Source organism: Epilithonimonas pallida (assembly GCF_900182975.1).
Taxonomy (GTDB): Bacteria; Bacteroidota; Bacteroidia; order Flavobacteriales; family Weeksellaceae; genus Epilithonimonas; species Epilithonimonas pallida.
Genome location: NZ_FXUO01000008.1, coordinates 50,189 through 63,516 on the forward strand (window position 1 = coordinate 50,189; position 13,328 = coordinate 63,516).

Consider the following 13,328-nt stretch of genomic DNA (forward strand, 5'->3'; position numbering starts at 1 on the left):
CAGCTTTTTATAGATTGGTCTTACATATTTCTTCTATACTTACCGCCTACTTCAAACAAAGCATTGGTAATCTGCCCAAGCGAACAATACTTCACTGCATCCATCATCACTTCGAATAAATTTTGCTGATTGATAGCCGCATGTTGCAATGTTTTCAATGCTTCTTCCGATTTATTATGATTAGAATTCTGGAAGTTATGAAGCATTTCGATCTGGAATTGTTTTTCCTCTTCTGTCGAACGGATCACTTCTCCCGGACGAACCGTTGGCGAACCGTCTTTTCCTAAAAAAGTATTTACCCCGATGATTGGGTATTCTCCGGTGTGTTTCAGCCATTCGTAATGCATCGATTCTTCCTGGATTTTTGAACGCTGATACATTGTTTCCATTGCTCCAAGAACACCGCCTCTTTCTGTAATTCTGTCGAATTCTGCATATACAGCTTCCTCAACTAAATCCGTCAATTCTTCAATAATGAACGAACCTTGTAGCGGATTTTCGTTTTTCGCCAATCCTAATTCTTTATTGATAATCAGCTGAATCGCCATGGCTCTTCTCACCGATTGCTCAGTCGGCGTTGTAATGGCCTCGTCATAAGCATTGGTATGCAATGAATTACAGTTGTCATAGATTGCATAAAGTGCCTGTAAAGTAGTTCTGATATCGTTAAAGTCAATTTCCTGAGCGTGAAGCGATCGTCCTGAAGTTTGAATGTGATATTTCAACATCTGGCTTCTTTCATCGGCTCCGTATTTTAACTTCATTGCTTTTGCCCAGATTCTTCTTGCAACACGCCCGATTACTGAATACTCAGGATCGATACCGTTGGAGAAAAAGAATGATAAGTTTGGTGCAAAATCATTGATGTCCATTCCTCTAGACAAATAATATTCAACATACGTGAAACCATTTGCCAACGTAAATGCCAACTGAGAAACTGGATTTGCACCAGCTTCGGCAATATGATATCCTGAAATAGAAACAGAGTAGAAGTTTCTTACTTTTTCTTTGATGAAATATTCCTGAACGTCACCCATCAATCTCAAGGCAAATTCAGTGGAGAAAATACACGTGTTTTGAGCTTGGTCTTCTTTTAAAATATCTGCCTGAACAGTTCCACGAACAGTTGCGATCGTTTTAGCTTTAATTTCAGCATAAGCTTCTGCAGGAATGACTTCATCTCCTGTAATTCCTAATAATTTTAAACCTAAACCGTTATTGGAAGGTGGCAATTCGCCGTTATATTTCGGTCTTGCTAAACCTTTGTCGTCGAATTTTGCTTTTAAAACTTCCTCAACTTTAGCCTCAAGATTATTCTCAGCAATATATTTTTCAACATTTTGGTCGATCGCTGCATTCATAAAGAAAGCCAACAACATTGGAGCAGGACCGTTGATTGTCATTGAAACTGAAGTCAATGCATTCACCAAATCAAAACCTGAATATAGTTTTTTAGCATCATCTAAAGTCGCAATAGAAACTCCTGCATTTCCGATTTTACCATAAATATCCGGTGGTAAAGCGGGATCTTGTCCATACAATGTTACCGAGTCGAAAGCCGTAGACAAACGTTTTGCAGGCATTTCCGCAGAAACGTAGTGGAATCTTCTGTTGGTTCTTTCCGGCCCACCTTCTCCGGCGAACATTCTCGTTGGATCTTCACCTGTTCTTTTGAAAGGATAAATTCCCGCTGTAAAAGGAAATCCTCCCGGAAGATTTTCCTGGCCTTTCCATTTAATCAAATCGCCCCAATCGTTGTATTTTGGTAACGCAATTTTTGGAATTCTTAAATGGGATAAAGATTCTGTTGAGGTCTCCACTTTAATTTCTTTTCCTCTTACAAAATAGGAGTAAAACTCTTCGTGGAAAGCCTTTTTCGTATCGTCCCAGGTTTTTAGGAAGTCGATATTTTCCTGTTGAAGTTCTTTTTCAGCTTTTTGATATTCAGCGTCCAAAGCTTCATTGGAGATAATTTTTTTAACACCATCAATATGATACATTGTTCTGGCTAATTCAGCTTGCTTTTCAATGTTGGCGTCATATTGTCTGTTGTTTTCAACAATTTCAGAAAGGTAACGAACTCTTTTTGGAGGAATAATCGTTACTTCGTCTGTGATTTCCTGTTCAACAAAACCTTGTAGATTTAAACCAGCAAATTTATCATTGACTTTAGAAATTAGTCTGTTGTATAATTCTGTTGTGCCGTGGTCATTGAACTGAGACGCTTTTGTTGCATAAACAGGCATTTCATCCAATGGTTGTTCCCATAATAAATGGTTTCTCTGGAATTGTTTTCTAACCGCCTGAAGTGCATCAAGAGCTCCTCTTTTGTCAGATTTATTTAAAGCAACCAAATCCGCATAATCCAGCATATCGATTTTCTCCAACTGCGTAGAAGCTCCATATTCAGGAGTCATTACGTACATGGAAACGTCTGCAAAATCTGAAACTTCCGAACCGGATTGTCCGATACCCGAAGTTTCTAAAATAATTACATCTGGATGAGCCAATTTTAAAACATTCAAAGCGGAATGAATAAACGGAGAAACCGAAACGTTGTTTTCTCTCGTCGCCATTGAACGCATATAAACTCGCGGATCATTAATTGCGTTCATACGAATTCTGTCTCCCAAAAGTGCACCTCCCGTTTTCTTTTTCGAAGGGTCAATCGAAATAATAGCAATTTTTTTATCAGGATTTGAACGGATAAAACGTCTTACCAATTCGTCTGTCAATGAAGATTTTCCCGCTCCACCAGTTCCTGTAATACCAATGATAGGAATGTTTAAATCTTTTGATTTTTCATCGATTGCTGCAACTAATTCTGGTTTTTCTTCTGAGAAGTTTTCAACCGCAGAAATGATTTTTGCAATGCTTGTAGAATTTTCAAAACTAATTGAATCTAAATCACTTGCAGTAACTTCTTTTCCTGTCGCGAAATCAGATCTCTTTACTAAATCGTCAATCATTCCCTGTAAACCAAGCTCACGGCCGTCGTCAGGAGAATAAATTCTGTCGATTCCATAAGACATGATATCTTCGATCTCTTCAGGCAGAATTACACCGCCACCGCCACCAAAGATTTTGATTTGTGGCGAGTTTTTTTCTCTTAAAAGATCATAGATATACTTAAAATATTCGTTGTGACCGCCTTGGTAAGAAGTTAGGGCAATCGCATTGGCATCTTCCTGAATAGCTGTATTTACAACTTCCTCTGCAGATTTGTCGTGACCAAGGTGGATAACTTCGCATCCAGTTCCCTGAATCACACGACGCATGATATTGATCGCAGCATCATGACCATCGAATAACGATGCAGCTGTTACGATTCTTACTTTATTTTTTGGAGTATATTTTTGGGTTTCCATTTCTTAAATCGATAGTGCCCAAAGATAATATTTTTTGAGAAATGGAAAATACACAGAAGATGATAGACTAATAGATGACAGATTTTTGCTGAATCTAAATCTGCTGGATTTACATAGCCCCGATTGCAGCGGTTACCCCACAGCAAGCCTTGGAAGATGCGGGCGTGCGAGGAGTATAAGCGGAAAGCGGGATTAAGCTCCTAAAAAATTAGTGTTTGATGAACTTGAAGTTTTTGTTGCCTTCCTGCGTTTTGATTATGAGCATATAAACGCCGCTTGGAAGTTTGGAAACATCGATTCTGGATTTGGATTCTGACAGCATTTGTTTACCGCTCAGGTCATAAATATGAATTTTCTGGATGTCATATTTGGTACTTACAATATTGAGATAATCTGATGTTGGATTAGGGTAAATATTGAAATACTTTGCGCTTTCTGCAGTTCCAAGAACTTTAACCAAAGAAATAGGTTCTCTGAAAAGTGACAAATCAAACACAACATTATTATCTAAAATAGAATAAGTATAAGCCTCGACCGTGTATGTAGCGTAATCTGATTCCTGCACGTTGTTGAAGCTGAGATCAGCGGTTGTTGTATTGGTTTTCTGATCCAGATTTTTGAACCAGGTAAATGTATACTCGCTGCCAGTTAATGAGTGATCTAATTTCGCAGGCTGTCCGATAATCCCAAGAACTTCTTTCAAGCCGTCGTAACGCTGGGGTGAATAATCTAAGTCAGTTTGGACATTATAATCAACAATATAATTAGATAATTGTGCTTTGTTGAATCTATTGTTGCTGAGATGCGTAATGGGTGGCAGTCTGTCATTGAGGTCACCAGAAAGCTGATTGCTGTTAAGATTCAGCATCAATAATTTTGGCATCGCAAGAAATTCGGAAGGTAAATTGCCGGAAAGTAAGTTGTTGTTGAGAAAAAGTTGCTGAAGACTTGTCAATCCGGTCAACAAAGAAATGCCACCAGAAATTTTGTTTCTTCCCAGATTAAGTGTCTGAAGTTTTTTCAGCTGCGGAATCTGAGAAGGAATCTGACTTAGTTGATTATTCTCCAAAGACAGCCAAGCCAGATTGGTTAAAGTTGATATTCCCGAAGTATTTTGTTCCGTAATATTATTATTGCTCAGATTAAGGCTTGTCAACTGTGTTAATTGTGAAACCTGTGATGGGATTTGTGACAATTGCATTCCGGATAATGAAAGTACAATCAGTTTGGGATGATTGGCAATATTGGTAAAAGCATTTGCCGGAATTGGATTGTTGTCAAGAATCAGGGTTTCCAGATTCGGAAAAGCTGTTATTTTTGCCGGAATGTTTTGTAATCCGAGATCTGCGATATTAAGAATCTTAATATTGTTGAAATTCTGAAGCATTCCATTAATATCGGAAATGATGAACATGTTTCCGCCCAAAGCCAGATCTTCCAGATTGAAAAGTCCTGTCAAAGAATTAGTAGGATCATCTGTTAGTCTGTTGTTGCTGATGTCTAATTTGGTTAATGAACTTAGAGAAGAAATCCCCATTGGAACTTCACCGGAAAGCTGATTATTACTGAGATCTAGCTTTGTTAATTTGGTAAGTGATGAAACGTAAGCCGGAAAATTTCCCTTAAGCGCATTGCCGGAAAGATTGAGTTCTACGACAGCACCATTTCTTACCGAAACGCCAAACCATGTTCTGGGATCCTTTTCAAGATCCCAGGTTCTGTTCCAGTTTTCGCCATTTGTAGCATTATATATATTGATAAGAGCTCCTCTTTCTGCGTTGGAAATACTCCATTGTGCAAAAGCGAAATTAGAAATCAGTAAAAAGAATATAATTTTTTTCAATTGTGTATAATATTAATCCGCAAATATAAGCGATAATAGAATTACTTTATCTTTTTTGATTATAATTACTAATTTTTGATGTGAATAATAAATCCAGCCTTAGTGAAAAGCTGGATTTTTAAATATTAAATAACCGTTTTTATTTACCAAGATAAGAATTATACATCCAGACTTCTTTTTCCTGTTCTGTGATATAATCGCTCATTTGTGAATTGGTTCCCTCGTCTCCTGCTTCATCTGTAATATCAAGAAGTTCTCTTTGCAAATCGATAACAACTTTGAAGGAGTTCAGAATAATCTCTACGCTTTTGTTGCCGTCGCTAACTTCTTTGCTTTCCTTGATGGTTGCCACTTTCAAATAATCCGAATAATTGTGAGCAGGAGTTGATCCTAATGTCAAAATTCTTTCAGCTATTTCATCAATTTTTAAAACAAGACTATTATAGAGCTCTTCGAATTTTGGATGAAGTGTGAAAAATTGATCACCTTTGATATTCCAGTGGGAACCCCGTGTGTTTTGATAAAATACCGAATAGTTCGCTAAAAGTATATTCAGTTTTTCTGCAATTTTGTTACAATCAGCCTCTTTAAGACCTATTAATGCTGCGTTTTTCATAATTTATTTAATATTAGTTATGGGACAAAGCTAAGAAAAATTTGTGCCGAAGATTATTTCCTAATATTGAGAAAGCCTATTGTTGTTTTTTGAAAAAAATATAAAAAATCATTAATATTGCTCATTCTCACATAAAATCAAGCTATGACAAAGTATATAATCCTCGCAATAATTATATTGATTATCAATTTTATACAAAGCTTTTTCCTTCCTTCCGGAGGTATCTATGCGGATAGCTTGTCGTATTTTGAAATCGCATCAGATCTACCTAATCCTGTAACCAATCTTTTTCCCGTAGGTTATCCTGCTGCATTGAGAGGTTTTTTTGAAATATTTAAAGATTATTTCTGGGCTTCAAAATTTTTGAATACAGCAATGATTCTCATCATCTTTTTGTTTTCTTATATGAAGAGATTTTATTTTAGAGAAACTGTTTTGCTGTTTACGGGAAAAACATTTCTGTTTGTTTTTTCCATCGCAATCTCAGAAGGATTATTTGTATTCCTGCTTTATTTTCTTTTGTATTATTTGTATCAGATTTTGGCAGAAGCCAGGCATTCTTATAAAGATGTTTTTGCAGCAGCTTTTATAATGTTGATAATGTTTACAGTACGCTATTCCGGGATCTATGTTTATTTATCGTTGTTGATATTTGCGGTCTTTTTCTTTTTTAATAATAAAGATAAGCTTAAACAAAAAAAGATATTGATGGTTCTTGTTTTGTCAGGATTAGGAATAGCCGGTTATCTATTATTCAATTTAAAAACATTTGGAAGCTTTACAGGTGAAAATCTAAGAGGAAAACCTGAAGAGGTACTTCCTATATATGTGTTGAGGGATTTATTGGGAACAGCCAACGCTGTTAACCCCTATATTGGACTGAAGCCTTCTTCTAACAGTATTGCGAGTTTGGCTTTCCAGTTTTTTATATTATTAATAGATATGTTGGTTTTTATTTATTTTCTTAGATATTTTAAAAAAGCTAAAGACACAGGCCAATATGATTTCCACAAAGCTTTATGGATAATTGCTTTTGGTTATGCGAGTTGTCTGATCATATCGGGATGGTTTCAGCAGATTGAGGAGATGAATGTAAGAATGATGGCTGCTGCCAATGTATGCGTGTTTTTCTCATTCCTGATTTTATATTTTAAAATCGAAACTTCACACAGGCTCATTTGGAGAGTTGGCTGCTTTTTCCTGGCTTTTATTACTTTATATAGTTTGAAAAGCCCGGCGAATTATTTTGAAAATAAAAAACAAATAGAGCCTCAAATGTCAAAATTTAAAAATAAAAAGTTTTTATATAATAATGAAAGAGGCGGCGAAGATGCTTATACGACTTATTATATACCAGTTATTAAAAAGACTTTTCAATATAAACATACCAATAATCAAAAGGGTGACATTAAGCAATCTATTGCAGGAAGTATCAATCCGAAGATTAAATGGTTAAAATATGATACGGTAAAAGATAAATCGCAAGTGTTGTATACCTCCGAACTTTCTTTTAAAAAGTGACGTCGACATTAATCTGATTATTGATAATTAGTCTAAAATTATTTTTTAGATAATTATTTTTCTAACTACTTGTGGATTAAAAAATTATTCATATTTTTGCACCCTAAAATAAAAAGCAATTAAATGCCTACTATTCAACAATTAGTAAGAAAAGGAAGAGCCACGCTTGCCAAGAAGAGCAAATCGGCTGCCCTTGATTCTTGTCCACAAAGACGTGGTGTATGTACGAGAGTATATACTACTACACCTAAGAAACCTAACTCTGCACTTAGAAAAGTTGCAAGGGTAAGACTTTCTAACGGTAAAGAAGTTAACGCCTACATCCCGGGCGAAGGACATAATCTTCAAGAGCACTCGATAGTATTGGTAAGAGGCGGAAGGGTGAAAGACCTACCGGGAGTACGTTACCACATCGTTAGAGGTGCATTAGACACAGCTGGTGTAAATGGAAGAACACAGAGAAGATCTAAGTACGGAGCTAAGAGACCTAAACCAGGACAAGCACCTGCTGCACCTGCAAAAGGAAAGAAAAAATAATCATTAAATAAGGAATAAGACAATGAGAAAGACGAAAGCGAAAAAAAGACCGTTGTTACCAGATCCGAAATTTAATGATCAATTGGTAACTAGATTCGTAAATAACTTAATGCTTGACGGTAAAAAGTCAATCGCATTCAAAATTTTCTATGATGCATTGGATATTGTAGAAACTAAAAAAGGAGATAACGAAAAAACTGCACTAGAAATCTGGAAAGATGCACTTACTAATGTAATGCCTCACGTAGAAGTACGTTCTAGAAGAGTAGGTGGAGCTAACTTCCAGATCCCTATGCCAATCAGAGCAGATAGAAAAATTTCTATGGCAATGAAATGGTTAATCAAATATTCTAAAGCTAGAAATGATAAGTCTATGGCTTTGAAATTAGCTAACGAGGTTGTAGCTGCTTCAAGAGAAGAAGGTGCAGCTTTCAAAAAGAAAACTGATACTCACAAAATGGCGGAAGCTAACAAGGCTTTCTCGCACTTCAAATTCTAATCTGAAATGGGAAGAGATCTTAAATTTACAAGAAATATTGGTATTGCTGCTCACATTGATGCAGGTAAGACTACCACTACAGAAAGGATTTTATTCTATACAGGTGTAAACCACAAAATTGGAGAGGTTCACGATGGTGCTTCTACAATGGACTGGATGGAACAGGAAGCGGAAAGAGGTATTACTATTACTTCTGCTGCTACTACTTGTAGCTGGAATTTCCCAACAGATCAGGGTAAGAAATTACCTGAAACAAAACCTTACCACTTCAACATTATCGATACACCGGGACACGTTGACTTCACAGTAGAAGTAAACAGATCTTTGAGAGTATTAGACGGATTGGTATTCCTTTTCTCTGCCGTAGACGGTGTAGAGCCTCAGTCTGAGACAAACTGGAGATTGGCTGACAACTACAAAGTTGCAAGAATGGGATTCGTAAACAAAATGGACAGACAAGGTGCTGACTTCTTGAACGTTGTAAAACAAGTAAAGGAAATGTTAGGTTCCAACGCTGTTCCAATCGTTTTACCAATCGGTGCTGAAGAGGACTTCAAAGGAGTTGTAGACTTAATCAAAAACAGAGCGATCATCTGGGATGAAGCTGGACAAGGTGCTACTTATGAAGTAGTTCCGATTCCGGAAGATATGAAGGATGAAGTTCTCGAATATAGAGAGAAATTAGTAGAAGCCGTTGCTGACTACGATGAGACTTTGATGGAGAAATTCTTCGAGGATCCGGATTCAATTTCTGAAGAGGAAATCAACGAAGCACTTAGAAAAGCTACTATCGATCTTTCTATTATTCCTATGACTTGTGGTTCTTCTTTCAAGAACAAAGGTGTACAGTTCATGCTTGATGCTGTTTGTAAATATCTTCCTTCTCCACTAGATAAGGATAATATCAAAGGAACAGATCCAAGAACTGATGCTGATATCGAAAGAAAACCATCTGTTGAAGAGCCTTTCGCTGCATTAGCTTTCAAAATTGCTACTGACCCTTTCGTAGGTAGATTAGCATTCTTCAGAGCTTATTCAGGAAGATTGGATGCTGGTTCTTATGTTCTGAACACAAGATCTGGTAACAAAGAAAGAATCTCAAGAATCTATCAGATGCACGCTAACAAGCAAAATCCGGTTGAGTATATCGAAGCTGGAGATATCGGTGCAGCTGTAGGATTTAAAGATATCAAAACAGGAGATACATTATCTGATGAAAAGAACCCAATCGTTCTTGAATCTATGATCTTCCCGGATCCGGTAATCGGTATCGCTGTTGAGCCTAAAACTAAAGCTGACCAGGATAAAATGGGTAACGCTCTAGCTAAATTAGCTGAAGAGGATCCTACATTCCAGGTTAAGACAGATGAGGCTTCAGGACAAACTATTATCTCTGGTATGGGTGAGCTTCACTTGGATATCATCGTAGACCGTATGAGAAGAGAGTTCAAAGTAGAAGTTAATCAAGGTCAGCCGCAAGTAGAGTACAAAGAAGCTCTTACACAAAAAGCTAACCACAGAGAGGTTTACAAAAAGCAATCTGGAGGTAGAGGTAAGTTCGCGGATATCGTATTCGAAATCGGTCCTGCAGACGAAGGTAAAACTGGTCTTGAATTCATCAACGAAATTAAAGGTGGTAACATTCCTAAAGAATTTATCCCTTCAGTTGAAAAAGGATTCAGAGAAGCTATGAAGAACGGTCCTTTAGCTGGATTTGAGGTTGAATCTATGAAGATTACATTGAAAGATGGATCTTATCACCAGGTTGACTCGGATCAGTTATCTTTCGAACTTGCTGCGAAGTTAGGTTTCAAAGAATCTGGTAGAGCTGCTAAAGCAGTTATCATGGAACCAATCATGAAGCTTGAAGTAGTAACTCCTGAAGAGTATATGGGTGATATCGTAGGTGACCTTAACAGAAGAAGAGGTACTGTAAACGGTATGGACGACAGAAACAACGCTAAAGTTATCAAAGCTTTCGTTCCGCTTTCTGAAATGTTTGGTTATGTAACTTCTCTTAGAACGTTATCTTCAGGTAGAGCAACATCTTCTATGGAATTCGAGAAATACGAAGCTGCTCCTACGAACGTTGCTGAAGAAGTAATCGCTAAGGCTAAAGGTTAATATTAAATTAGATTAAAATGTCACAAAGAATCAGAATAAAACTTAAATCTTACGATTACAACTTGGTAGATAAATCTGCAGAGAAAATCGTAAAAACGGTAAAGGCTACTGGTGCTGTTGTAAACGGACCAATTCCATTGCCAACCAACAAGAGAATCTTCACAGTGTTGAGATCTCCACACGTAAATAAGAAAGCTAGAGAGCAGTTCCAATTATCAGCTCACAAGAGATTGATGGATATCTACTCTTCTTCTTCTAAAACTGTGGATGCTCTAATGAAGTTAGAACTTCCTTCAGGTGTAGATGTAGAAATTAAAGTGTGATAAATTTTCACATTGCTATGATAAAAAAAACCTTCTCAAATCTGAGAAGGTTTTTTTATTTCTAAATTTTCGACCTTAAAAAAAGCTTAAAATAATATTTAATTAATTTATTAGAATATTTATTTTATATAGATAAATTAAATTGAATTGTTAAATTTTTATTATTTTTTTTAAATAGATGGATTATTAATTATAAAATATTACATTTGTCACCCTTAATTTAAAAATATGAAGAAAATATTAACTACTTTGCTATTTTTGGGTAGTTTGCCATTCATTAATGCTCAATGGAGTAAGGCGACGCCAAACGTAACAATTACAAAAAAAAGTGATAACTCGATTTATTACAAATTGGATATCGATGCTATCAGAGGACAGCTATTGTCTGCAGATAAAGCAGGTAAAAATGTAGGATCAGTTACGATCAGTATTCCAACATCTAATGGTATAGAAAAATTTGCCGTTAATAGTTTCCCGGTAATGGATGAAGCATTAGCTAATCAGTATCAATTAGGATCTTATGTTGGTGTTGGTATAGATGATCCTACAAAGTATATTAGATTTAGTGTTGCGCCTAATGATTTCCAGTCCATGATTATTAGTAATGGTAAATATGAATTTATAGAGCCGGCGACTAATGATAAAGCTTTTTATTCCGTACATAGTAAGACAGGTAAAGAAGGAGGCTTTATGTGTAGTACTAAGGAAGATGCTAAATCTGTTGAAAGATTGAATGAATTAGCTAAGACGGGAGTTGCAAGCAAAGCTGGAAATAAAAAATTCCATACTTTGAGATTAGCGGTTTCTGTGACTGGCGAATATGGTGCTTATTTTGGAGGAGCTGCGGGTGCACTTACTCAAATCAATGCAACCATGACCAGAGTGAATGGTGTATTTGAGCAGGAATTTAATCTTCATCTCAATGTTATCAATGCTCCGAACCTGATCTTTACCAATGCATCTACAGATCCTTACAGTGCAGCATCTTCCATGTGTAAATGGAATAATGAGCTTATGAATGTACTCCACGGAGGAACATATGGCGTTACAGATGCAGATTTTGACATAGGGCATCTTTTCGGTAGATCAGGTGGTGGCGGTAATGCAGGCTGTATAGGTTGCATTGGCAGCAATGATACCACTACAACTTCTTATACTGCTGCAAATGGTGGTTGTGGCTATGCGTACATCTCACCAAACAATTACAAAGGCAGTGGTATAACTTCACCTGGAACAGGAGCACCTCAAGGAGATAATTTTGATATTGATTATGTTGCTCACGAAATGGGACACCAGTTGGGAGATAATCATACATTCAGTTATAATGAAGGAACAGGAGTAACTGTTGAACCAGGGTCAGGGTCAACTATTATGGGTTACGCTGGAATCACCGGAAGTAATACCGATGTTCAGGCACATTCAGATGCTTATTTTCACAGTGTGAGCATAGATCAGGTACAGACTAATCTTGCTTCTAAAACTGTAGATGTTGAAACTAATATTACTAATAATCCACCAGTTGTTACTGCTTTGACAGGTACAACTTATACAATTCCAAAATCAACAGCATTTGTACTGACTGCTTCTGCTACAGATCCGGATGGTGATGCATTGACCTATTGCTGGGAAGAAATGGATTCCAGCACACTGGCAGATGGTATAGGAATGGCATCAGGCACTGGTGATAATGCTTCTGCAATAGGAACGACTACATCCGGAGCAAGTTTCAGATCTTGGCTTCCTACAACTTCTCCAACAAGATATTTCCCTAAACTAGCAACAGTTCTTGGTGGCGCAGTAAAAAATTTAACAGATTTTGAAGCTGCATCTACGGTTGCTAGAACAACTAAGTTCAGAGTTACCGTAAGAGATAATAAACCAGCAGGACAAGCTCAGACAGCTTATACAACTCAGACTGTGGTTGTCGGTTCTGCATCAGCGTTTACGGTTAATACACCACCTACACTAACTGCAAATGGCAACTCTACTATTACTTGGGTAGTTTCTGGTACAACAGCATCTCCGTATAATGTTGCTAATGTAAAAATTGATTTTACTTCTGACAGTGGTGCAAACTGGACAACTCTGGCAGCTTCTGTTCCAAATAGCGGTTCTGCTACTGTTTTTGTTCCGGCTTCTTTAGTTGGTAAGTCTGGTCACATCAGAATTTCTGCGATAGGAAACGTTTTCTATGCGGTAAAACCAGCAACGGTAAGTGCAACTTTAGCGGTATCTGATGTTAATAACACAAAATCTGTACAGGTTTATCCAAATCCTGTAAAAGATATTCTTAATGTTTCCAATGCTGCAGCTAATGCTTCATACGAAATCTTCAACTCAGCAGGACAGATTGTTTCCAGAGGAACTTTGGATAGCGGCAGAGCAACTGTCAACAAATTGGTAAAAGGTGTTTACTTTATCAATATAGAAAATGCAGGCACAACAATCAAAACTAAGTTTGTAAAAGATTAGTAGCTGAATTTTAATAACTTTAAGA

9 protein-coding genes are annotated in these 13,328 nt (G+C 36.9%); 6 read left to right on the forward strand and 3 right to left on the reverse strand.

Features of this window, described 5'->3' with window-relative positions:
- Positions 1–20: 20 nt before the first annotated feature.
- The 3 genes from QOL71_RS14705 to QOL71_RS14715 form a co-directional block, all read right to left on the reverse strand.
- Positions 21–3,368, reverse strand: coding sequence for a methylmalonyl-CoA mutase family protein (locus QOL71_RS14705; RefSeq protein WP_283417672.1), 3,348 nt, complete (start codon positions 3,366–3,368; stop codon positions 21–23).
- A 208-nt stretch (positions 3,369–3,576) separates the two neighbouring features.
- Positions 3,577–5,211, reverse strand: a complete 1,635-nt coding sequence (locus QOL71_RS14710; protein ID WP_283417673.1) for a T9SS type A sorting domain-containing protein — start codon at positions 5,209–5,211, stop codon at positions 3,577–3,579.
- A gap of 139 nt (positions 5,212–5,350) precedes the next feature.
- A complete protein-coding gene (locus QOL71_RS14715; protein ID WP_283417674.1) occupies positions 5,351–5,827 on the reverse strand; it encodes a Dps family protein in 477 nt (158 codons plus the stop codon).
- Between the two features lie 144 nt (positions 5,828–5,971).
- On the opposite strand from QOL71_RS14715, the gene QOL71_RS14720 reads away from it, so the two are divergent.
- The 6 genes from QOL71_RS14720 (at position 5,972) to QOL71_RS14745 (ending at position 13,303) form a co-directional block, all read left to right on the forward strand.
- Entirely contained in the window at positions 5,972–7,348 is a 1,377-nt protein-coding gene (locus QOL71_RS14720) for a hypothetical protein (RefSeq protein ID WP_283417675.1), read from the forward strand.
- Between the two features lie 123 nt (positions 7,349–7,471).
- Entirely contained in the window at positions 7,472–7,885 is a 414-nt protein-coding gene (gene rpsL, locus QOL71_RS14725; RefSeq protein ID WP_027381287.1) for a 30S ribosomal protein S12, read from the forward strand.
- A gap of 22 nt (positions 7,886–7,907) precedes the next feature.
- Complete coding sequence (rpsG, locus tag QOL71_RS14730) at positions 7,908–8,384, forward strand: 30S ribosomal protein S7 (RefSeq protein WP_002983149.1); 477 nt, start codon at positions 7,908–7,910, stop codon at positions 8,382–8,384.
- 6 nt (positions 8,385–8,390) lie between these two features.
- The gene (gene fusA, locus QOL71_RS14735) at positions 8,391–10,508 is read left to right on the forward strand and encodes an elongation factor G (RefSeq protein ID WP_283417676.1); all 2,118 of its coding nucleotides are present in this window, start codon (positions 8,391–8,393) and stop codon (positions 10,506–10,508) included.
- 17 nt (positions 10,509–10,525) lie between these two features.
- A complete protein-coding gene (gene rpsJ / locus QOL71_RS14740; protein WP_002661363.1) occupies positions 10,526–10,831 on the forward strand; it encodes a 30S ribosomal protein S10 in 306 nt (101 codons plus the stop codon).
- A gap of 228 nt (positions 10,832–11,059) precedes the next feature.
- Positions 11,060–13,303, forward strand: coding sequence for a zinc-dependent metalloprotease (locus QOL71_RS14745; protein ID WP_283417677.1), 2,244 nt, complete (start codon positions 11,060–11,062; stop codon positions 13,301–13,303).
- The last annotated feature ends 25 nt before the right edge of the window (positions 13,304–13,328 follow it).

Excerpts from the sequence above, each read along its gene's own strand:
- QOL71_RS14705 (WP_283417672.1), bottom strand. The coding sequence starts at position 3,368 with ATGGAAACCCAAAAATATACTCCAAAAAATAAAGTAAGAATCGTAACA.
- QOL71_RS14715 (WP_283417674.1), bottom strand. The coding sequence starts at position 5,827 with ATGAAAAACGCAGCATTAATAGGTCTTAAAGAGGCTGATTGTAACAAA.
- QOL71_RS14720 (WP_283417675.1), top strand. The coding sequence starts at position 5,972 with ATGACAAAGTATATAATCCTCGCAATAATTATATTGATTATCAATTTT.
- rpsL (WP_027381287.1), top strand. The coding sequence starts at position 7,472 with ATGCCTACTATTCAACAATTAGTAAGAAAAGGAAGAGCCACGCTTGCC.
- rpsG (WP_002983149.1), top strand. The coding sequence starts at position 7,908 with ATGAGAAAGACGAAAGCGAAAAAAAGACCGTTGTTACCAGATCCGAAA.
- fusA (WP_283417676.1), top strand. The coding sequence starts at position 8,391 with ATGGGAAGAGATCTTAAATTTACAAGAAATATTGGTATTGCTGCTCAC.
- rpsJ (WP_002661363.1), top strand. The coding sequence starts at position 10,526 with ATGTCACAAAGAATCAGAATAAAACTTAAATCTTACGATTACAACTTG.
- QOL71_RS14745 (WP_283417677.1), top strand. The coding sequence starts at position 11,060 with ATGAAGAAAATATTAACTACTTTGCTATTTTTGGGTAGTTTGCCATTC.